The organism is Eximiradius proteiniborus, assembly GCF_058546985.1.
Genome location: NZ_CM178592.1, coordinates 1,904,215 through 1,926,962, shown reverse-complemented (window position 1 = coordinate 1,926,962; position 22,748 = coordinate 1,904,215). Strand labels below are relative to the sequence as shown.

14 protein-coding genes are annotated in these 22,748 nt (G+C 41.3%); 7 read left to right on the top strand and 7 right to left on the bottom strand.

The features are described 5' to 3' along the window. Nucleotides 1–23 precede the first annotated feature (23 nt). A complete protein-coding gene (locus ACY2LT_RS07970; RefSeq protein ID WP_491815005.1) occupies nt 24–1,232 on the top strand; it encodes a porin in 1,209 nt (402 codons plus the stop codon). Between the two features lie 79 nt (nt 1,233–1,311). Further along, the gene (locus ACY2LT_RS07965; RefSeq protein ID WP_491815004.1) at nt 1,312–2,631 is read left to right on the top strand and encodes an AAA family ATPase; all 1,320 of its coding nucleotides are present in this window, start codon (nt 1,312–1,314) and stop codon (nt 2,629–2,631) included. Between the two features lie 69 nt (nt 2,632–2,700). Here ACY2LT_RS07965 and ACY2LT_RS07960 read toward each other — a convergent pair whose 3' ends face one another. The 5 genes from ACY2LT_RS07960 to topA form a co-directional block, all read right to left on the bottom strand. Next, nucleotides 2,701–4,089 carry an RCC1 domain-containing protein gene (locus tag ACY2LT_RS07960; protein WP_491815002.1) on the bottom strand — a complete coding sequence of 463 codons (1,389 nt, stop codon included), beginning with the start codon at nt 4,087–4,089 and terminating at the stop codon, nt 2,701–2,703. 67 nt (nt 4,090–4,156) lie between these two features. Then, complete coding sequence (gene hydF / locus ACY2LT_RS07955) at nt 4,157–5,407, bottom strand: [FeFe] hydrogenase H-cluster maturation GTPase HydF (RefSeq protein WP_491815000.1); 1,251 nt, start codon at nt 5,405–5,407, stop codon at nt 4,157–4,159. Between the two features lie 4 nt (nt 5,408–5,411). Continuing rightward, nucleotides 5,412–6,821: an OmpA family protein gene (locus tag ACY2LT_RS07950; RefSeq protein ID WP_491814999.1), complete on the bottom strand. Its 1,410-nt coding sequence runs from the start codon at nt 6,819–6,821 to the stop codon at nt 5,412–5,414. Between the two features lie 38 nt (nt 6,822–6,859). Then, nucleotides 6,860–7,204: a YkvA family protein gene (locus ACY2LT_RS07945; protein ID WP_491814998.1), complete on the bottom strand. Its 345-nt coding sequence runs from the start codon at nt 7,202–7,204 to the stop codon at nt 6,860–6,862. 51 nt (nt 7,205–7,255) lie between these two features. After that, complete coding sequence (gene topA, locus ACY2LT_RS07940; protein WP_491814997.1) at nt 7,256–9,565, bottom strand: type I DNA topoisomerase; 2,310 nt, start codon at nt 9,563–9,565, stop codon at nt 7,256–7,258. A 256-nt stretch (nt 9,566–9,821) separates the two neighbouring features. Between topA and ACY2LT_RS07935 the strand changes: the two genes are divergently transcribed. After that, nucleotides 9,822–10,526: a metallophosphoesterase family protein gene (locus ACY2LT_RS07935; RefSeq protein WP_491814996.1), complete on the top strand. Its 705-nt coding sequence runs from the start codon at nt 9,822–9,824 to the stop codon at nt 10,524–10,526. Then, on the top strand, nt 10,526–11,191 hold the full coding sequence (locus ACY2LT_RS07930) for a hypothetical protein (RefSeq protein WP_491814995.1): 666 nt from the start codon (nt 10,526–10,528) through the stop codon (nt 11,189–11,191). Before ACY2LT_RS07935 ends, ACY2LT_RS07930 begins: the two co-directional genes overlap by 1 nt. A gap of 73 nt (nt 11,192–11,264) precedes the next feature. On the opposite strand, the gene ACY2LT_RS07925 is transcribed toward ACY2LT_RS07930, so the two are convergent. Further along, on the bottom strand, nt 11,265–13,265 hold the full coding sequence (locus ACY2LT_RS07925; protein ID WP_491814994.1) for a (Fe-S)-binding protein: 2,001 nt from the start codon (nt 13,263–13,265) through the stop codon (nt 11,265–11,267). Between the two features lie 178 nt (nt 13,266–13,443). Between ACY2LT_RS07925 and ACY2LT_RS07920 the strand changes: the two genes are divergently transcribed. After that, nucleotides 13,444–14,367, top strand: a complete 924-nt coding sequence (locus ACY2LT_RS07920; protein WP_491814993.1) for a T9SS type A sorting domain-containing protein — start codon at nt 13,444–13,446, stop codon at nt 14,365–14,367. 218 nt (nt 14,368–14,585) lie between these two features. Here ACY2LT_RS07920 and ACY2LT_RS07915 read toward each other — a convergent pair whose 3' ends face one another. Continuing rightward, nucleotides 14,586–17,087 carry a sugar phosphate nucleotidyltransferase gene (locus ACY2LT_RS07915; RefSeq protein ID WP_491814992.1) on the bottom strand — a complete coding sequence of 834 codons (2,502 nt, stop codon included), beginning with the start codon at nt 17,085–17,087 and terminating at the stop codon, nt 14,586–14,588. 161 nt (nt 17,088–17,248) lie between these two features. Between ACY2LT_RS07915 and ACY2LT_RS07910 the strand changes: the two genes are divergently transcribed. Further along, entirely contained in the window at nt 17,249–21,433 is a 4,185-nt protein-coding gene (locus ACY2LT_RS07910) for a YCF48-related protein (RefSeq protein ID WP_491814991.1), read from the top strand. An 89-nt stretch (nt 21,434–21,522) separates the two neighbouring features. Further along, complete coding sequence (gene gap / locus ACY2LT_RS07905) at nt 21,523–22,521, top strand: type I glyceraldehyde-3-phosphate dehydrogenase (RefSeq protein ID WP_491814990.1); 999 nt, start codon at nt 21,523–21,525, stop codon at nt 22,519–22,521. Nucleotides 22,522–22,748 lie beyond the last annotated feature (227 nt).

Genomic DNA, 22,748 nt, shown 5'->3' with positions numbered 1-22,748 from the left:
AAAATTAATTTTTCGTATGGTTTATGAAAATTAAATTAATTACCATTTGTTTTGTGTTAATCGGATTGGTTACTTGCAGGTTAAGTTCGCAGGAAACGCGCCGCTCGCCTGCAAGCTTCGATTTTGATGAGAAAGGCATGCAGTTTATTGCTCCTGATACCTCTACGAAAGTAATGATGCGATTTCGAATTCAAAATTCTATTACTTTGACTACAAAATCGGAAGAAGATTTCGATATAGCAAGTTCGGATCTGGGTGTTCGCCGATTGCGTCTGCGTTTTGGCGGATTTCTATACGACCCGCGACTGACGTTCAATTTGCAACTCTCGTTTGCACGAGGCGACCTCGACTACGAGGATACGCAATATCCCAATATCATTCGCGATGCAATGGCTTTCTGGGCATTCTCGAAGAATTTCCAAATTGGGGTTGGACAAACAAAGCTGCCCGGCAACCGTCAGCGTATTGTTTCTTCCGGCGACCTGCAATTTGCTGAACGCTCGATAGTAAACTCAAGATTTACTCTGGATAGGGACTTTGGAATACAGACAAATTATTCAAACACGTTATTAGGGATGAATTACAATTTGCGGGCGGCTGTTTCCACCGGCGATGGCCGCTATGCACCAAAAATGGACGGAGCAAATTTTGCTTACACAGGTAGAATTGAGTTGCTTCCTTTTGGTAAATTCACTGACGGCGGTGACTATTACGAAGGGGATTTAGCTTACGAACAAACTCCAAAACTGTCGCTTGCCGCTGCATATTCCGACAATAAGAAATCAAGCCGCACTCGTGGACAACTCGGCAAAAAACTCTATGAGCCTCGGGATATGACAGGTGCTTTTGCCGATTTTGTATTTAAATACAAAGGATTTGCACTATACGGAGAATATGCCAACCGCCGTTCAAAAGACCCAATCACTCGAGACCAGAACGGAAACATTCAGTATGTTTATGTTGGGGACGGATATCTTTTGCAAGCGTCATATCTTTTTCACAACCATATTGAACTTGCGGCACGACTGGCAATTGTCGCCCCGCAAGACAAAATCTATGGTCTGAAAGATGCTGAATGGAATAGAAATATTACATTAAATTCAACTTATTATTTGCATTCTCATCGCGCAAAATTTCAATTAGAAATCACACACAACACACTTGAAAACAAGCAAACGTCTGTAATTTCCAAAAACTGGCTATTTAGATTTAACACAGAAATAGGCATTTAATCAGAAATAAAAAATGAATTTTTTTAAATAATTCACCTCCATTTTCGTCTCAATATAAAAAAATGGAGGTATTTATTTTATGGATTCAAAAGAAGTTACGAAAAAACGGCTCGAAGAAATTGAGCAAGAACTCGAACTTTTGAAAAAACAGAAAGCCGACCTTGAAGAAAGGTGGAGAGCAGAGAAAACTTTAATTTCTGAAATCAGGGCGATAAAAGTAGAAATCGAGAACGTCAAGCACCAAGCCGAAGAACTCGAACGCAAAGGCGAACTATCGAAAGTAGCAGAGCTCCGCTATGGCAAGCTCTATGAACTTAGCCGAAAGCTTGATGATGCGAACCAAAGGCTTGCCGAGCTGCAAAAAGACAAAAAACTACTCAAAGAAGAAGTTACTTCGGAAGACATTGCGGAAGTAATTTCGAAATCTACTGGCATACCTGTTCAAAAAATGCTTGAAACTGAGAAAACGAAGCTAATAAAGATGGAGGAACGCATTAAGCAGCGCGTTGTTAGTCAGGATGAGGCAATCACAGCAATAGCAAATGCAATACGGCGTTCTCGTTCGGGTTTGGCAGATGCGAATCGTCCAATTGGTTCATTTATTTTTCTGGGGACAACCGGTGTTGGCAAAACAGAAACAGCACGGGCATTGGCAGAGTTTCTCTTTGATGATGAAAACGCTATGATACGGATTGATATGAGCGAATATATGGAAAAATTTTCCGTTTCGCGATTGATTGGTGCTCCTCCGGGTTATGTTGGATACGAAGAAGGCGGACAGCTTACCGAAGCGGTTCGTCGGAGACCGTATTCGGTAATTTTGCTTGACGAAATCGAAAAGGCGCACAGCGACGTATTCAATGTTTTGCTGCAGGTGCTCGACGATGGACGGCTAACCGATAGCAAGGGCAGAACAGTCAATTTCAAAAACACTATTATTATTATGACATCTAACCTTGGAACGGAAATTATTCAGAGCAAGCTTGGTGAATTCGAAAACGGCAACCGCGAGGCAATTACTGCAGAACTTAAAATCAAGATTATTGAGTTGCTGAAACGAACGCTTCGTCCTGAGTTTCTAAATCGCGTTGATGAAATTGTAATGTTCAATCCGCTCACAAGAGACGATATAAAGAATATTGCGAAATTGCAACTTAAATCGCTTACAGGAAAATTAAATAAGAACGGAATAAATGCTGAAATTACTGATGCTGCAATTGACTGGCTGGCTGCTCTTGGATTTGATATTCAATATGGAGCTCGTCCGTTGAAACGAGCAATTCAGAAGCATCTAACCGACCCACTTGCTGTAAAATTGCTTTCGGGAGAATTTTCTGCAGGAGATACAATTATAATTGATTGCACAAGCGACGGCAAATTTATTTTCAGGAAAAAGTAGAAGTGCGGATACAAAAAAAGAGCAGGGACTGATGGTGTCCCTGCTTTTTTTATCTATTAACGAGAGTTATTATCTTTTGACAAACGTTTCTCTGTAAGAAAATCCATTTTGTGAAGTAATAATTAAATAATAAGTAGAAACCGGAAGTTTTGTAATGTCGCAGGAATGAGCATTGCCAATATTCGCAGTTTCCGAATAAACTAACTGCCCAAGGTAGTCGAAAATCTGGATGGTGCAAGTGCCGAGTTCAGTTTGAGAAGTAATGTTTAAGAAATCAGAAGCAGGGTTTGGAGCAAAATTGACAGAAGAAGCAAGGATACTATTATCGATGCCAAGAATAGGACCTCTCAACGCAATGGCAAAAGCATCTCCGCCGGAAACCATCACCCAATCGGAAAAGAGATTAATTCTTTGAGGTGTGTTTCTGTTTTCATTGTCGCCAAGCCCGAGCTGTCCATCTTCGTTAAGTCCCCAAGCCCAGAGCGAACCATCTTTTTTGATAGCAAAAGAAAAATCTTTGCCGGCAAAAACCTTTGCCCAGTTGGTATCGTTACCAATTTTTGTAGGTGCAAGTTTGTCTTCTTCATCACCAGTACCTAACTGACCGTAGTAATTATATCCCCAAGCCCAAAGTGTTCCATCTATATTAACTGCAAGGCTGTGATAGGCACCAGCAGCAATCGAAACCCATTCATCATTGCTAAGCAAACGCGGAACGGCAACCGGCTCAATTTCTCCGATGCCAAGTTCGCCATAGGAATTTCCACCCCAAACCCACAATGAACCATCTTTCTTCAGACCTAATACGTGATAATCGCCTGCAGAAATAGTGAGCCAATCGTTAGCATTCCCAACCTGAGTAGGGACGTTTCTATCGGCTTTGTCTGCCAAGCCAAGTTGGTAGGACCAGTTGTCGCCCCAAGCCCAAAGTGTTCCGTTTTCTTTAATCGCGTAAGAAAAGCCCTTACCTGCAAACACCTGCTCCCAATCCATATCATAACCTATAGCATAAGGAAGTCTCCGCATAGTGTTACCACCATCGCCCAACTGTCCGTTATCATTGTTTCCCCAAGCCCATAAAGTTTTGTTGGAACGAATACCTAAGGTATGATCAAACTTTGTTGAAACATCGATCCAGTTTGTAGCGCCCGAAAGCTTGGTAGGAGTAGAATACGGGTTTGTATTACCGAACCCCAATTGTCCATACCAGTTCAATCCCCAAGCCCAGAGCGAACCATCGCTTTTAATCCCGAGAGCATAATTTTTGCCAGCAGAAAGCTTTGTCCAGATGTTGTCGTTATCAGCCTGCAAAGGAAAATTAGACTGGGACACCCCAATTTGTCCGCACTGGTTATTAGTATTATTGCCCCAGCCGTAGAAGGTAACGGCATTGGAATTAACTACAAAAACTGCTGAAAAGATGGCAATAATAAACGAGTAAAATAAAAACTTTTTCATCTTTTCTCCAGATGATAATTAATAGATTAGTAAATTAGATAAAAAAAGCACAGGATTTGAAAATAACTTACGAAATATTGTTCACAATTTCACAATAAATTTTCAAAGCTTCGGGAAATGGCGAAAGAGCTCGCTCCAATACACCTTGGGTCATAGAAATAGCGACGCCATAGTTAGTAATCGGAACCCCAGCCTCTTTTGCTTTCATTATGCGAACAATTTTTTCATTGCGAGTGAGCATACAGCTTCCGCAATGAATAATTAATTTATACTCCTTTATGTTTTCGGGAAAATCCCGTCCTGCAACGATAGTGATATCGGGATCGAACCCGAGATAGTTTTTCAGCCAGCGAGGAATTTTTATGCGACCAATATCGTCGATAGTCGGATGGTGTGTGCAAGCTTCTGCGATGAGGATTTTGTCGCCGGGCTTAATATGTTTGATTGAAGCAGCGCCACGGACTTCTTCGAGCAAATCACCTTTGTAGCGGGAGAAAAGTATCGAAAAGGTAGTTGTTTTGATATGTGGCGGAGTGTCTGCCATCATTTTGTGCACAACCTGCGAGTCGCAAACAACAAGGTCAGGGTCTCGCTTTAAAGTAGCAAGCGCAAGTGGATATTCGCTTTCTTTGACTACAACGCAAATACCGCTTGCATCGAGAATATCGCGAACAGCCTGAACTTGTGGGAGAATAAGTCTGCCTTTCGGAGCTTGCAGGTCGATAGGAACAATCAGAACACACAGTCCCTGCTGCGGGATAAGGTCGCCAATCAGTGGTGGAGGAGTGATGAAATCATCAGGTAATTTTTCAACAATTGCGTGCTTAATATCTGTAATGTATTTGTCGCGGTTTGCTAAATCAACCGAAGAAACAGCAACATAAGTGGATTTGTAATTCTGCAGTTTTTCCAGAACTTCATCTGAAATCGGGGTTTTATCTGTTTTGTTGATTATTACAATATAAGGCAATTTTCTATTATGGACAAAATCGATTAATTCTTCTTCGTAGTGAGTGAAATTGTTTGGTTCGATAACAATCAGAACGACATCGGAGCGGTCCAAAGCCCGTTTAGTGCGTTCAATACGTTGCTCGGACAGAAGCGAAACATCATCGATGCCAGCAGTATCGAGCAAATTAACCGGACCTATTGGCAGAAGTTCCATTGATTTTTCGACAACGTCGGTGGTTGTGCCGGGAACCGATGAAGTGATTGCGACATCTTGATTTGCGAGCATATTGAGCACGCTTGATTTGCCGACATTAGTGCGGCCAAAAATTCCGATGTGAAGGCGAAGAGCCTTTGGTGCAGTTTGCATAATACTACCGGGCTAATACAACAAATTGTGTTCTGCGGTTTTTTGCACGTCCTTCTTCTGTTGCATTGGAAGCAACAGGCTTAGCAAAACCAAATCCACGATAACGCAATCGGCTGGGTTCCACACCACGGGCAACAATTGCATCATATACGGCTTTTGCTCTGTTTTCCGAAAGTTGCAAATTATATTCCTGAGTGCCGACGTTATCGGTGTGCCCCTGAATTTCCAGACGCAATCGGGGACGGGTTAGCATTGCATCAACTATTTCTTCGATGATAGGAATTGCGTCCTGCTTTAAATCCCATTTATTGAAATCGAACAGAATAGGGCGAACGAATTCATCTCCGACATCCTTCCACAAATCAGAAGTGTCGTATTCACCCATAGCAATAAGGCTATCGGAGCGATTTGGCAGGTTCAGGTAGCTAAATACAGTGTGCCAGCCCCAATATTTTGGTGGCTTGTATGTAACTAAGTAATAATAGCGAAGGCTGTTGTAGATATCGCGGAAAACATTAATCATTTGTTCCCTGGAATACACTTTATAGAATTTTCCGCCGGTGTAGCCTGCGAGCATTTTCATTTCTTCATCTTTTGTGTAGCCGAAAGCAACGCAAAAGATATTAACGTTGCGTTCTTTTGCAGCTTTAATGATTTCGCCGACTTCTTTTTTGGAGTAGTTTTCGTCGCCATCGGTGAACAGGACAAGCACACGCGGAGTTGTTCGGTCTGTGCCATCGAATAGCTCGATGCTATTGAATACAGCTTCGCGAATGCCGCTAAACAAACCAAAGCCTTGCTTGCGTTTAGCACGGAACAAGTTCAAAATTGTAGAGGTATCACGGCTGAAAGGCACTTTTACGTCGAAATCTTTATTGAAAGTAGCAATTGCAATTTGGTCGAACGGGAATTTAAGTTTCACAAATATTTCTGCACCTTGATGAATTGCCCCCATAATCGGGTCCATCGAACCGCTATAATCAACAGTAAGAACAATGTTGTAAGGTATGGAATCGAGTGCCCCGAACTCACGGACGTTAAAATCGGGGACTTCAACATCTCTTGTATTATAGACTTTGCCGAGAGTTTCGCGTAAACGGACAAAATAGTTTTCCTCAGACTTTTTGTATGGCTTAGCCATCTGAGTAATAAACCGTCCAAGTGAATCATAGACGCGGGTATAGAGCTTCACCGTATCGGGATATTTATCAATTTCTATACGGAAAATATCGTAGATAATCTGGTTGGAGTTTGCCGAATCAATTGGGATAGTGGAAGTAATATAAATAGGTTTTTGAGCTGTATCGAGCGGGTCGTCTATAGATTTAATAAAATCGAAATCTGTCGGGCGATACGAGCGACACGCCGAAACAATCGAGACAGCAATCAGCAACAAAAGAAATTTATTTTTCATTTTTCCCCAAAAGCATATACCAAGTAAAGAACGCAGTGCTAACTCCTAAAAATTCTGGAAGCAATATCGCGAGCTTTCTGACGGTGTTCTTCCTTTACGTGAATGGCAACAACAGCAAGAGCACTGAGCATCATAGCAAGGTCGTCCGAAAAACCGAGCATAGGAGCAAAGTCTGGTATTGCATCAACAGGAGTAATAAAATAACCGAGTGCACCTAAAATTACTGCTTTTGCCCAGTTCGGAGTTTCGCCATCACGAAATGAAAAGAAAAGCTGAAGAGCAGTTTCGACAAGTTTCCGGCCGGCGCGATACCAGCTGGACTCGATTTTGCTTTCTAACTTTTCTTGTGTAAGTTCTAATTCATTTACTTCTTGATTTTCCATACCCAACTCACTTTATTGAATTTTGAAGACTATTAAGCAGCTAAAATATTGCTAATCTGCATTTTCTTCGAACTTTGCCTTGCAATGTGGGCAATGCAGGTATTTTTCGAAGCCGGAAGCAACTTTTTTGTAACGCACTTCAAGATAGTAGTTGCCGCACTCGGGGCATTCTTTGGCAACCGGTTCGTAATTTGTAATATAATTGCATTTGGGATAAGTCGAGCAACCCCAGAATTTTTTCTTAGATTTAGGGCTGTATTTTTCAACAAGATGTCCTTCTTTGCAAGCGGGGCAAGCAACGCTGGAGCTTATTGGTTTTGTTCCGTCGCATTTCGGGTAATTTGTGCAACCGTAGAAACTACCATACCTGCCTTTTCTGATTGCCATAGGACTGCCACATTTATCGCAAGTAACTCCTTCGGCAATAACGGGTTTTGTTTCTTTCTTCAAGGACTTGGTGAAAGTGCAATCGGGATAGCGTGAGCAAGCCAAAAAGCGACCACGTCTGCTAACTTTTATCACCATCGGGGCACCGCACTCATCGCAAAGGACGTCAGTTTCGTTACGATCAGCCTCTGCGAGAGCTTTGCTAAATGGTTCGTAGAATTCGGTCAGAACCTGAACGTAAGTGCTTTTGCCTTCGGCGATTGTGTCGAGCTCTTCTTCCATTTTTGCAGTGAATTCTACGTTAAAAATATCGGGGAAATTGCTTACTAATATTTCGTTAACATCTTTGCCCAATTCGGTTGGAGAAAAAGCTTTACCCGATTTTTCAACATACTTGCGTTCGAGCAGAGTCGAGACAATTTGAGCATAAGTGCTTGGACGACCTATGCCTAATTCGTCGAGTTCTTTCACCAGACTTGCTTCGTTGTATCTTGCGGGCGGTTTAGTAAACGATTGCTTTGCTTCAGTTTCAAGAAGTTCCACATTTTTATTTTTTGCAATATTTTTCGGAAGCAGGGCATCGTTTTCTTCGTCTTTGTCTGAGTTGTCCTGAGTATCCTGATATACAGTCATAAATCCATCGAATTTCACTATTGTGCCGGTTGCACGGAAGAGGAAACTACCACCTTCGATCGAGACAACAGTTTGTTCCAAAAGAGCAGATTCCATCTGCGACGCAATAAACCTATTATATATTAATCTGTAAAGTTTTGCCTGGTCTTTGCTCAGGTGTTTTTCGGCAATTTGAGGAGTAATCTCGACAGAGGTCGGACGTATTGCTTCGTGGGCATCCTGAACATTTGCAGATTTAGTCGAAAAAATATTTGGCGAAGCGGGCAAATATTGTTTTCCGTAAGATTTTTCGATGAACTGACGAACCGAGGCAATTGCTTCAGGACTTATCCGAACGGAGTCTGTACGCATATAGGTAATCAAACCGATTTGCCCTTCGTCGCCGAAAGAAACGCCTTCGTAGAGTTGTTGAGCGATTTGCATTGTTTTCTTGTTGGCAAAACCGAGTTTGCGTGAGGCTTCTTGTTGCAGTGTGCTTGTAGTAAACGGAGCAGAAGATTTTTTCCTAACCTGAGTTGTCTTAATATCAGAAATAACGAACTGATTTTGTTTTATTTCTGCAATTAGTTGTTCGGCTTGCTCTTTGTTTCGAATAAAATGAAGTTTGGAAAGCTTTGCCTGAATTTTTTTCGTTTCTTCGTCGGTTTTGCCTTCGGCAGAGCCCTCAGGATTTTTGATTGATTTATTGTGAAATGCAATAAGCTTTGCCTGAAATGGCGAAGAGCCTTCGAAAGAGAAATCGCCGAAAATATTCCAATATTCAATTGGCTTGAAAGACTGGATTTCCTGCTCGCGTTCGCAAATCAGGCGTAGTGCAACCGATTGCACACGACCAGCCGACAAAGGATCGGTAGTTTTCGAAATCATCGCTTTGGAAACAAACGGCGACACCTGAAAACCAATGAGCCTATCCATCACACGGCGAGCCTGTTGCGAATCGACCATACGTTCATCTATTTGGCGAGGCTGGGAAATACCTTTTTCGATACCGGATTTTGTAATTTCATTAAACACAATACGCTTAATATTATTATTTATGGGCTTGATTTCCTCGGCTATATGCCAGGCAATTGCTTCGCCTTCGCGGTCGGGGTCGGTAGCAATAAGCACTTCCGAAGCTTTTTCGGCAGTAGCTTTTATTTTATTAATAACTTTCGACTTTCCGGAAATAACAACATATTTGGGAGCAAAGCCTTGTTTAATGTCAATTCCAAGATTAAATTTGCTCAAATCTTTGATATGACCAACTGATGCTTCGACAATGAAGTCTTTGCCCAAATACTTATTTATAGTTTTCGATTTGGTAGCCGATTCAACAATAACAAGTTTTTTCTTAGCCATAATTTTTCATCTGAAATAAAAAATAATGATAAATTAAAGAGTTTATTGTTTTAAATCAAACAAATATAATAAAGTGCGTTTAAAATTATTAAAATTATTTTAACAAAAGGAGCATAAAATCTGTTGCTATCGTCTTAGTTCAATGTTTTTCAGCAACTGCCTATTTTTATTTATTATTCATTTCAAATTTCTATTAACTTAATATATATACAATATTTTTGCTATATCTATTTGTTCAATTTTAGAGGAAGAGAGTGTGAGAACATTTATTAAACGCAATTTTATGCTTACATTAGCATTATTCGCTTTTATCCTAAATTCCTGCACCGAAGCAAAATCTACAACTGAACCAACAGACGAACACCTAATTAAAATCTCAATATTTTCTGACCCGCATTTCTACGACAACTCGCTTGGAACCAGCGGCGAGGCATTCGAAAACTATTTAGCATCAGACAGAAAAATGATTGCCGAGAGCGAAGCAATTATGAAATCAATTGTCAATATGATTTCGAAGGACGATTCTAAAATTGTAATTGTAACGGGCGATCTGACAAAAGATGGCGAGCTGAAAAGTCACCAACTTTTCGTTTCGTATCTGAAACAACTGAAAGACAAAGGTAAAAAAATATTTGTCGTTCCGGGCAACCACGATATTGAAAATCCAGCCTCATATTCTTATACTGGTTCTGCACCGGTAAAAGTGCCGAATGTAAGTGCAGAACAGTATAAATCCATATATGCCGATTATGGATACAAGAACGCAATTGCCACAGACCCAAACGGTTCGCTCTCCTACATTGCTGAACCGGTTGATGGAGTATGGCTGTTTTGCTTAGACGCTTGCCGCTGGAAAGACAATGCTGGAAAGCCCCATTCGGTTACCGGCGGAGTGTTCAGCGCAGCAACATTTAACTGGATAAAGGAAAAGCTAACGGAAGGAAAGAAAAGAAAAAATTAATGATAGGTGCAATACACCATAACGTCGTCGAGCACTTTGTCGGACAGAAAATGCTTTTCGGCGAATACGTAATAGATAACTGGGAACAGGTTGCAAAAACATTTGCAGAGAACGGATTAAGCGTAATTTTTTCGGGACATCATCACGCACAGGATGCCAGAATTTACCGTTCAGGAGGGAATTTTATGGTTGATTTGCAAACAAGTTCATCAGTTACATGGCCCTGTGCTATTCGAAGAGTAAGCATAGATAATAATCGGGTGATGCAGGTTTCGTCTGAGAAAATTACAAGCATCAATTATGATACGAAAGGACGTTCTTTTCAGGAATATGCACTTCATAATTTTACAGACGGGCTTTCTATGATTATCCAATCGTATTTGAAACAAATGGGGTTGCCAGACGAGGCGGTTTCAATGCTTCTGCCAATAGTTTTAGAAGCATACAAAGCGTATTCACACGGGAACGAAGACCAATTTTATACTCAAGATATTCAAATGAGAATCGCTCAGGCAAAAGCAGCTATGGGTTCCAATCCGCAACTTGCCGGGTTGCTTATGCTTATGGAAGGAATGTTTCAGGATCTTGATCCAGACGATTATAATTTTACACTTGATTTAAAGACCGGGGAAATCGGCAAGAAATTTGTAGAAGTAACAAAATAAATTTAGAATTAAACTTGTTAAAATAACAAAGGCTGGCAAAAATGCCAGCCTTTATAGTTTATATTCAGAAGAATTATTCAACGCAGTCAAGCAAAATTTCTGCAATATCGCGAACGGCAACGTTTTCTGCGTCTTTGGCTTTAGTTCCGTCGGTGATCATAGTTGTGCAGAACGGGCAATTAACAGCAATTTGCGAGCAACCGGTCGAGAGCAGTTCTTCGGTGCGTTCGATATTTACGCGTTTGCCTTCGGTTTCTTCCATAAACATTTGAGCACCGCCAGCACCACAACAGAATCCACGATCGCCACTGCGAGCAACTTCGCTGATTTCGTATCCGGCTTTTTGGAGCAGTGTTCGGGGTTTGTCGTAAATTTCGTTGTACCTGCCCAAGTAACAAGAATCGTGATAAGCAATTTGTATTGCATTGCCGTTTGGTTTCAGTTTCAATTTACCTTCGTTAATCAAATTCAGTAAGAATTCGGTATGATGAACAACTTCGTATTTGCCACCGAAATCAGGATATTCGTTTTTCAAAGTATTGAAGCAGTGAGGGCAAATGGTAACAATCTTTTTAACGTTGTAACGGTTCAAAGTTTCGATATTAGCTTTTACAAGCATATCGGCTAAATATTCATTGCCGGCGCGGCGAGCGACATCGCCGGTGCACTGCTCTTCGGTTCCTAAAATTGCAAAGTTAATCCCGGCTTTTTGCATAAGAGTAGCAAAAGCACGGGAGATTTTAATAGCGCGGTCGTCGTAGCTACCGGCGCAACCAACCCAGAAAAGGATGTCGAATTCGGGGTGTTCGGCTGCCTGACGGATGCCAAGATCTTCTGCCCAGCGAGCTCTTTCGGATTGCGAGAATGCCCAGGGAGTAGCATTAGTTTCTAAGTTGCCGAAAGCATTTTGGAGAAGAGATGGGAAATTAGCTTCCATCATAACGAGCGAGCGACGCATATCGATAATTGCGGGAACGTGTTCGATCATCACAGGGCATTCCTGCATGCAGGCACCGCAAGAAGTGCATTGCCAAAGTGCTTCGACGTCTTCGTAATCACCAACAAATTTTTTATCGAGAACGGCTTGCTCTTCGGGCGAAATTTCTGCATTTTCTTTTTGTTTTTTCAGCAAAATCGGAGCAACATCGAAAGTGCGATGACGTATTTGCATAATAATTTCGCGCGGGTCTAATTTCTTGCCGGTTGTGTTTGCAGGGCAAACGCTTGTGCAACGCCCGCAGTGTGTGCAGGTATATCCGTCTAACAACTGTTTCCAGGTAAGGTCTTCAATATCGACAACACCGAATTTTTCAACACCTTCGGCTTCAAAATTTATTGGTTTTAGTTTATTGACAGGCGAGAGCGAACCCAAAAACACGTTCGGAACTGACGTCAAAACGTGAAGATGCTTGGAATAGGGCAGATAATTCATAAAAGCAAAGATGAAAAGAATATGCACCCAGAATGCAATTTCGTGAATTGTCGAAGCAGAATTTGGTGAAAAAAGCGGTGCAATAGCTGCAGAAATCGGACGGAAAGCATTGCTTGCGTCTGTGCTTGTAAGTATTGCAGTTGCATTTTCAATCAACAGGGAGCTTACGATAACAAAAATCATCATCAGGATAAAGCCAGCTTCGAGTTGCTCGCCTTCAACCTGTAAACGCTTTACTTTCATCACATATCGGCGGAGCAAAGCCCACACCACAGCAATAATTATCAGCACACAGAACAAGTCAATGAAGAATGTAATTGCAGAAAAAACCGGACCGAGAAAATTGTAGAAATGGTGAATCCCAAATCCGGTGAAAACCGAATTCGAAGCGGCAAACAGCAAAATAAGGAATCCCCAGAATATCCAAGCGTGAATTGTTCCACCACTTGATTCACGCAAAATCTTAGTCTGAAAAATAGCCACTTTCAGAGTAAGCCAAATACGTTTGGCAATGTTGTCTGTTCTATTTTCCGGTTGCCCGAGCCTGAGGTAGCCTATCAGGCGAACAACATTTTTGGCGAAAAAACCAAATGCTGCTAAAAAGATTAGAATAAAGATTAAATTTTTTAAACCAAACTCCATACTTCTCACAATAATTTTTTAGACAAAAACATAAAAAGCAAAAATAAAGTAAATTTAAGTTATTGCAAAATAAAGAATTATTAGGATGGACTAAGAAAATAATTTTTTGATTAAACCTTTTTAAAAATTTAAAGTCAAATGTATGTAATTTGTTTCACAAACACAGAATGGAGAAAAAATGAAATCAAAAACATTGATTATCGCGGCAGCAATATTATTAGCGGTAATTTTCCCAATGCAGGACTTGCTTGCTCAACGCGGTGGTTTTGGCGGACGTGGCAAAGGTGGTAACTGCGGAGCAAACTGCCCAAATCCAGAGCAACGCAAACAAATGCGTGAGTATTGCCAAAATGAAATGCTCCCAAAACTTGAAGAACTCAAAAAAGATCTCGACAGCCGCCTGAATAAAACTGAACTCGAAAAGCTCAACAATCTTCGCAAGCGTGCAGCTGAACTTCGCGAGGAAGGAATGAAAAAACGTGCCGAAAGACCTCAAGCAAACCGCGATAGCAGACCAAGCTACGAAGAACGCCAGAAATTCCGTGCCGAAATGGAAGAACACCGCCAGAAAATGCAAGCAATATTCGATGAAGTAGATAAAATCATCAAAAACAACAATTGGATTTTGCAGGACATTGAACCAAAATTAGAAAAAATACAGCCAGAACCACCAAATTTCAAAAATAATAAGCAACGCCGTCCTAATGCTCCAGACTTTGGACCAAATCCAGATGGGATGAGAATGCACAGAGGATTTGATATTGAAAGATTTATGCTTTGGGATGGAAGCAACTTCTTTGAACAAGCTGAAAAATTCCGTCAGGACGCTAATTTGGGCACTGTTTCGAACTATCCAAATCCATTTTCGAACCAAACAACAATTGCAATCAACTGCTTAAAAGAACAAAATGCTCACATAAATCTATATGATATTAATGGTGAGTTTGTAGGAGAAATCTACAAAGGAAAATTGAATAAGGGCAAAAATGAAATTCCGTTTTCGTCAAGCTCAGTGAAAAATCTGAAACCGGGGACCTATCTTTACATTGTATCTTTTGATGATGGCAAAAAATTAGAAGGCAAGATGATATACTCCAAATAACAGGCATAAAGCATAAACAAACTGAATGGCTGCCCCAATAATTCTAAGGGCAGCCATTATTTTTGCAAGCAACGAATTGATTGATTTTTGGGAAATGGCTTCAAGGGAAAGCAGGCGAAAAATTATACGAATTAGGGGCGTATTGCTCGACGCCCCTAATTTTTGTGAGAAATGCTCTGAGTAAATATTTCACAGTGCAAGCCGTGTAAAGTCTGAATTTATTCTTCCTTCCATTTTTCTACAAGATTAGCGTATTTGTTGCACAAAGAGACGGCATTTTCGTAGTCGTCGGCTTCGCCGTAAACAGTGAAAACAGGTCTCTCTTTCGATGGAAGGAGCAAAGCGCAGGTATTTCCGTCGAAAATTTTCACACCTTCAACCAACTGGCGTTGCATTCCTTCTGAATGTTCCATAGCGTGCCGCATCACAGTGCCTTTGGCATTCCAGGGAACGCTTACATCTTTGCTATAGACAAACCGTTGAGGTATTTTTTCGTCGAGAGTGGATATTTTGCAATTAGTTTGGGCAAGCATTTCGAGAATTTTTCCAAGCGAATACATTCCATCGGAAGCAAAGAGGAAATCGCGGAAAATAAATCCACCCCATACGCCACCTACAAACAATAAGTCGTCGTCCAAAGTAGCATCCATCATTGCTGAGTGTGAATTTTTGATGCGAATAACCTCAACATCGTAATCTTTAGCAATTAGTTCGATTTCCTGCGGGGCAACAATAGAAACAGCAATTTTGTAAGGTTCGCGGTGACGGTTTGTTTCGAGAAAGAGCTTGGTAACAATCGAAAGCAGTCGCATCGGGTGGTACCAGGTTCCTCTTTCGTCAATTATAGAGATTTTTTCTGCGCCGGATTCAATTCTAAAACCGAGTTCATAGCCGAGCGAACGCATAATTTTGCCTGTTTCGTCTGTAGTGGAATGCTGGGAAAGCGGGTCGGGATGAAACATTGTAGAATCTACGTAATTATTTAATGAAATAGCTTCCACCCGAAGCTTGCCCAACAAGCTCGGAAGAATAGTAGAAGCAAGCCCGTAGGAATAATCTACCAATAATTTATATTTACGATTTTTGATTAAATCGACATCGAGCGAATCAAGGAAACGATTAATATAAATTTCGTTGGTTCTTTCGGGATAAGAGATTTTGCCAATTTGCGAATAATGGACGCGTTTAATATCCTCGCCAAAGAAGAAACGCTCTATCTTTTTTGCCATATTAATAGAGATGTCTCTGCCATCTTTGTTGAAGATGATAATATCAGTTTGGTCGGGGTCGCGAGGCGAACGCCTGACGTGAAGTCCGCCATCGTAGCGTCCTGTTCGCAATTCCTGACGGGTTTGGGGAATAGAAGTGGTCTGCAGGTCGCTGATGTTTACTCCAACAGATGCAAGTCCGGCTGTAATAGAGCGTTTCATAATTCGCGAGATGTTCGACGGGTCGCGGGAAGCAAGCAATCGAGCCTTTGTACCAAAAGCAAGCCCAAGCGCTGCACCTAATTTCGTTCCAAAATCGGGGTGTATTTCAATATTCGAGACACCAGAAATGCGAGCATCAGTAAAAATCTCGCGTTGCCATTTTTCTTCCTGAATTAACGAGAACGAAACCGAAGCACCTTCCTCAACGTGTTTGTCGGGCCACAGTTTTATGTTGGATTTCAAAATTGCATTGTCTTCGATTTTGCAATTATCAGATATAAAAACATTCTCGCCGACTACAACGGAGTTGCCGATTTCGACGTTAGAGCAAACTACATCATCAGTCATTTTGACGAAATCGCCGAGTTTGCAATTATTCCAGAGAGTTGCCCTGATTAATTTAACACCGTTGCCAATTACGCAGTTGTCTCCGATAGTGCAGTCAATCAATTCGGAGTATTCGCCGATGGTAACGTTGTCGCCGACGAGCACCTTGCCGCCAAATTTAGCAGTAGGAGCAATGTTGCAGTTGTTGCCGCGAATCAGGTTGCCGTGCTCGATACCTTTTTTCTCAACTTTGATTATGCCGGTAAGAGCGTCGTACTGCCCGATAATGTATTCATCGAGATTGCCGACATCGCGCCAGTATCCATCGGCAATATAGCCATAGAGAGGCATACCGAGTTCGAGCATTTTCGGGAAGAGGTCTTTGCTGAAATCGAATTCCTCGCGATATGGAATCATATCGAGCACATCGGGTTCCAAAATGTAAATGCCGGTATTGATAGTATCGGAGAAGACCTGTCCCCACGAAGGTTTTTCAAGGAAGCGGGTGATTTTCCCTTCGGCGTCTGTCATAACAATTCCGAATTGAAGTGGAGTATCGACGCGGGTAAGTAGAATTGTAGCTTTTGCGTTTTTGCTTTTGTGAAATTCAATTGCTTTTGTCAAATCAAAATCTGTAAGGACATCACCACTGATAATAATAAATCGCTCATCCAAAAATTCGTAAGCGTTTTTAACACTTCCGGCTGTTCCATAGTCAGCTGCGGCTTGGACATAATCCATATCAACATCGAAGCGGCTACCATCTTCGAAGTAGCTTGTAATTTTCTCTGGCTGGAAATACAGCAACGAAACGATTTTATTGATGCCGTGCTTTTTTAGTAGATTTATTATATGCTCCATCATCGGGATATTGACAATTGGCACCATCGGCTTTGGAATATTCATTGTAAGGGGACGTAATCTTGTGCCAAAACCACCTGCCATTATAACTGCTTTTTTCATAAAGACCTCGCTTAAATTTTTGAGTTAGCTTGTGTGCGTTTAAATAGGACGTTTCAAAAAACGCTTTTATTTGTAAATATATTTAACATTCGGGTAAAAATCAAATATTTTTTTGATTTATGTTTCTATATTAAAAGTAATTAATAATTTATTCGATTGCGATGAAAAAACTATTACTTGCATTAATTTTTATTTTGGCAACTCCTGATATTCTTCCATTCGGATATTGGGAGAAGGTGAATCTGCCACCACCGTATAGCACAAATTATTGGCTTGATATATATTTTCATCCCGATAATCCGCAATACGGCTGGGCTTGTGGTTTTAATGGGATGGTTGTGCGGACAACTGATGGGGGGACAACCTGGCTCGGCTCGATTGTGCCTTGGGCGTATCATCTCGAACATATACACTTTCCGACCTTGCAAATTGGCTACACTTCGGGTGTGGAAGGTATTTTCAAAACTGTAAATGGCGGGATTACGTGGTATGATATTACTCCGGACCAACTCCAGTCGTATTGGGGTTGCTACTTTATGAATGCAGACACCGGCTGGGTGGTGGGCGGAGGCTGCGCCGATGACCTTCAGCGTTTTTATAGAACAACAAACGGCGGGGCTTCCTGGACGCTATTCCTTGCAAACGAACCGAATTCGGGTATGACAGACCTCATAGTTTATCCCAACGGCACGGGATACGCTGCAAGTAGCGGGGTAATCTGGAAAACTACCGATATGGGCACAACCTGGCAAATACATTCACGGACAGGTTCTAAAGTGTGGCACGAAGAAATCACCCGCGAGGGCAACTCGTTTCTTATTCCGGCGGCGGGCACTACCTGCTCGGGGGCAGGAAATACAGGCGGAATACTTTTTTCCACCAATGACGGAGCTTCCTGGAACAGAACAATTGTTCGTGCGCCGCTATTCGGCACTTTTCTGACTTCCGGAACTACCGGCTGGGCTTGCGGATACGACCGTCAGGTGTATTATTCAAGCAATGGCGGGCTGACGTGGGCTGAATACAACTGCGGAATTGACGAAGGAAACCTTGATGATATCTGGTTCATTTCACCGACTAACGGCTGGGTGGTGGGCGAAGGAATTTATAAGCTCTCGCCTGCGTCGGCAAAAGCCACTCCTCAAAATATTTCGTTTGGCAATGTTTGCATAGGGCATTTTCCGTTAGATACTGTTTGGGTTAAAAACCTATCATTTTATTCATCGGTTGCTCAGTTTTATATTTCTGGTATTAATGCGACTGATTTCGAAATAATATCGCCGTATTCGACAGAAGAGATGCTCAGCAGCTGCGACAAATTGCCGATAATAATTCAATTCAAGCCGGGCTCAATGGGAATGAAGTACGCCCAGCTAAACATACAGCTTAATGGTAAAAACATTATTGTTCCTTTGGAAGGCAATGCAGTAGAATCCGTATTGCAAGCAGACAAGTATGAAGTCGTGCTCAATCCGGTTGCTTGCGGATACCCGACAATTGCGACATTCTACTGGACAAGTTCCTCAATCGACACATTAGAGCGAATACAGCAAATTTCGGGTAGTCCGGCAATTCAAGTCGCGACGCAGTTGCCGGTTCGATTGTCTCAAATTTCTGTAGCTACCAATTTTTTGATTAATCCGCCCGATACAGGCTGGTATAATGCAACGTTCGAGGTTAGAACGAAGCTTTGCGATAATATTAAATATGTTACCGTAAGAGCTTATGCAGTATCTCCAATAATTGATGCGCCGCTGGAAGCAGTGCAGTCTATCGATTGTGCCACAAGCACTCTATTCCGGGTACCAATTTCGAACAACGGAAATTCTGAACTTGTGATTTCGAGTGTTAATCTGACAGCGAACAATCCTTCGTTCTCAATCAAGGGATTTGCAAGCGGTCAATCAATTCCTGCGACAATATCTATTGGGCAGAGCGACACTTTGCTTGTTGCTTACGATGCAAATTCTGGTGGAGGCAACACTGCCCGAATTGAAATTTTGAACAACGACGGGACACGTAAATTCGGGCAGAAGAGCCCATATTATATAGATTTGCGGGCGAGATACAATTCCCCGTTGATTGCTCCGGGTTTTGTTGAAATTGATTTCGATACAGTTTGCGTTGGCGTTTCTCTGCAAAAAGCTCTTACGTTGAATAATCTTGGCAATCTGCCGGCAACACTGGAAGGCATGTCCATAGAGAGCAAGAATATTTCTTTATCTTCTGAAATTCTCGAAATTTTGCCATCGCAGCAGAAAAGTTATGTGCTCAATGCCACCATAAAGCAAAAAGGCTACTTCTCAGATACAATTACGGTTAAATACGAACCTTGCGAAAAGGAAATTACGTTTATTGTGAGAGGATTTGCAGTTGAAAGTCAATTTGAGGTGTCGCCGAACGAAATTCGCTTGGCAAGCTTGGTAGGAATGCAATCGGGAAGCATTTTTACAATAAAATCTTTGTCGAACATACCGGAAAAAATCACCAGAGTGCAAATTATTCCGCCGGATTTGCCAATAGACGTTGAATTTACTCAGAGCGTTCCCTTTGTTATTGGAGAAAACGAAGAAATTTCGCTGCCAATTAAGGTTCGTTCAGATATTGAAGGAAAATGGAACTTCACGGTTTGCTTATCGAACGACGGAGTGTGCCCGACTGATATTTGTGTTCCTGTTGAGTTTGTGTCCTTCTATAATTTTATTTCCACTGATGCCGACACATTGAATTTTGGGTTAACGACCTGCAACCCGAGAGAAGAACGTCTGCAAATTTCCTTAAAAAATGAGGCTGCCATAATAGACACGATTGCTTCTATTTCGCTTGCAAGCGTCAATACACCATTCTATATTATCTTCCCGCCAACTTTGCCATTGCTATTAGCACCAAATCAAACTTTAAGGTTGAACATCGGTTTCTTCCCAGCCGCGGAAGGGCGTTTCGAAAATATTTTATTAATTACTACGAAAGGAATAAATCCGCAAACTATAGAAATACCGCTTATTGCTGAATTTCGCAAAAGCATTCTGACATCAAACCGTGCATTTATTGACTACGGAAAGGTCGAAAAGTGCTTCTCGAATATTTTTGATACTCTGCTTGTAACAAACTATGGATTGCTTAACGATACAATCATTGTTTCGCCGCCTACTTCGAACTTTATTAAGTTGTTGTCGCCCAATGAATTGCCAATACTTTCGAACTCGACGGCAACGATACCGATTGAGCTCGATATTTCTGCGATGCCGAATGAAGGATTTTACTCGGCAAGCATTACAATTAGAAGCAAAGCTTGCAACACTTCGTTTGATATAAATCTGGTATGCAGAAAAATCGAACCTAAGTTGTCGATTGCCCCTGCGGTGCTTGATTTTGCATCTGTGTGGATGGGCGAGAGCAAAATATTATCGTTCGAAGCTACAAATATTTCGGACGAGCCATTGGACTATAAAATAATTGGCACTGTTCCACTGAGCGATGAATTTGCATACGACGCAACGATTTACAAGTTAGAGCCGAATCAGAAAATCAGCAATGATATTACATTTACAGCAAAAGCAGTTGGGAACAAATCCGCGAGCTTGCTAATAGAAAAGATTACAAATTGTTTAGACACACTGAGTGTTGATTTGATTGCAAGCGTTCCTCCGGAAGAATATTTCCCAGTGTTAATAATAGACGATTACGTTGCCAAACCGGGCGACACTCTCAATATTAACGTCCGACTTGATACAGCGATACTGAAATTGCGACCCGAAAAAGTGGATTTTGCGATTAGTCTGTCGCGACTTTTGTTTGAACCACTCGAACTTAGAGCAACATACGGCGACGAGCAGAAATTGAACTTCGACTATAAGTATAACGTATTAAATTTCGAAGCGAGCCAGCCTCAGGAAATTTTCCAAAAGCCCGGCACTTTGTTTGAAATTAAAGGAATTGCACTATTGGCAACCCCGACCGAAACTCCCATTAAGTTTGAAAATGTATCAATAATAGCAGACAAACAAGCAAAACCTGTTACAAAGGACGGTTCACTGGCAATTTCCGGATATTGCAATGCCCGAAATTTCACAACTATCCAGTATTTGCCGCACTTAAAGAATATTTCGATGAATGTCGGCAAAACTGAAATAATAATTGATTACGAGCATTTCGGCGAACAAACTGCAGAAATATCTGTAATTTCGGCGATTGGCGAAAAAATTGCTGAAAACAGATTTACACTAAAAAACGGGACGAATCAATACATTTGGGATTTATCGAACCTGACGAGCGGAGCATATTTTGCAGTTCTGCAAACACAATCAAATGAAGTGATTTATAAAAAGATAATAATTGTCCGATAATTAAAAATTACAAATATTTGAAAATAATAAGAAATTAATGCGTCTATTAGAAAACTAACAGTGTGTTTAAATTAAAAAAGGAAAATAAAATGGCATTAAGACTTGCAATTAATGGTTTTGGAAGAATAGGCCGTTTGGCTTTCCGTGAGTTTGTAAAAAGAAATGCAGATGTTGAAATTGTTGGAATCAATGATTTGACAGACGCTGCAACATTGGCTCATTTGCTTAAATACGATTCAGTTCACGGTCGTTTTCAGGGTGAAGTTGCAGTAGAAGGCAATGAACTGATTGTGAACGGCAAACGTATTTTAATTTCGGCAGAAAAGACAATAGAAAGCATCCCCTGGAAGGATGTTGATATAGTGCTCGAATCGACAGGTGTTTATACAAGCCGCGAAGCACTTGAACGCCATATTGCAGCAAGTGGTGCAAAGAAAGTAGTGCTTTCGGCACCAGCCAAAGGCGATGTCGATGCTACAGTTGTATTAGGAGTAAACGACAATATCCTGACAGGCAATGAAAAGACAATTTCCAATGCTTCCTGCACAACAAACTGCCTTGCTCCGATGGTAAAAGTGCTACACGACAACTTCGGTGTTCAAAGCGGGTTTATGTGCACAATTCACGCTTACACAAACGACCAGAGAATTTTGGACTTGCCTCACAAAGATTTGCGTCGCGCTCGTTCCGCTGCAATAAACTCTATCCCGACAACAACCGGCGCAGCTAAAGCAGTTGGGCTTGTAATTCCGGAGCTGAAAGGTAAATTGAAGGGGTACGCTGTGAGAGTGCCAGTTCCAGATGGTTCGATTACTGACTTTGCAGCAGTGCTTTCGCGTGAAGTAACTATCGAAGAAGTAAACGAAGCGATGAAAAAGGCTTCGGAAACTTACCTGAAAGGCATAATGGAATATTCAACCGATCCGCTTGTTTCCACAGATATTGTTGGCAATCCGCATTCCTGTATTTTTGATTCATCGCTAACTGATGTGCAAGGCAATTTTGTGAAAGTAGTTGGATGGTACGACAATGAATTTGGTTATTCCTGCCGTATAGTTGATTTGATTCTGAAACTTGGCAAAATGTAATAAATCAGCATTTCAATAAAGCTACGAAATCAGGGAAGAGGCACGCTTGAAGTGCCTCTTTTCTTTTTTTCATAATCACCATTTCTCCATACTCAACAGAAACAGCCAGTCTATTATGTCGGGATGGGATGCATCTCAACACAAAATGCAACAATAGCGTAATTAGTTAATAATAAAGATATTTGTATTTTTCTGTTCCATTTTTGATTAGCCATAATATATTATTA

Coding starts and splice junctions, on each gene's coding strand:
- ACY2LT_RS07970 (WP_491815005.1), top strand. CDS start 24: ATGAAAATTAAATTAATTACCATTTGTTTTGTGTTAATCGGATTGGTT.
- ACY2LT_RS07965 (WP_491815004.1), top strand. CDS start 1,312: ATGGATTCAAAAGAAGTTACGAAAAAACGGCTCGAAGAAATTGAGCAA.
- ACY2LT_RS07960 (WP_491815002.1), bottom strand. CDS start 4,089: ATGAAAAAGTTTTTATTTTACTCGTTTATTATTGCCATCTTTTCAGCA.
- hydF (WP_491815000.1), bottom strand. CDS start 5,407: ATGCAAACTGCACCAAAGGCTCTTCGCCTTCACATCGGAATTTTTGGC.
- ACY2LT_RS07950 (WP_491814999.1), bottom strand. CDS start 6,821: ATGAAAAATAAATTTCTTTTGTTGCTGATTGCTGTCTCGATTGTTTCG.
- ACY2LT_RS07945 (WP_491814998.1), bottom strand. CDS start 7,204: ATGGAAAATCAAGAAGTAAATGAATTAGAACTTACACAAGAAAAGTTA.
- topA (WP_491814997.1), bottom strand. CDS start 9,565: ATGGCTAAGAAAAAACTTGTTATTGTTGAATCGGCTACCAAATCGAAA.
- ACY2LT_RS07930 (WP_491814995.1), top strand. CDS start 10,526: ATGATAGGTGCAATACACCATAACGTCGTCGAGCACTTTGTCGGACAG.
- ACY2LT_RS07925 (WP_491814994.1), bottom strand. CDS start 13,265: ATGGAGTTTGGTTTAAAAAATTTAATCTTTATTCTAATCTTTTTAGCA.
- ACY2LT_RS07920 (WP_491814993.1), top strand. CDS start 13,444: ATGAAATCAAAAACATTGATTATCGCGGCAGCAATATTATTAGCGGTA.
- ACY2LT_RS07915 (WP_491814992.1), bottom strand. CDS start 17,087: ATGAAAAAAGCAGTTATAATGGCAGGTGGTTTTGGCACAAGATTACGT.
- ACY2LT_RS07910 (WP_491814991.1), top strand. CDS start 17,249: ATGAAAAAACTATTACTTGCATTAATTTTTATTTTGGCAACTCCTGAT.
- gap (WP_491814990.1), top strand. CDS start 21,523: ATGGCATTAAGACTTGCAATTAATGGTTTTGGAAGAATAGGCCGTTTG.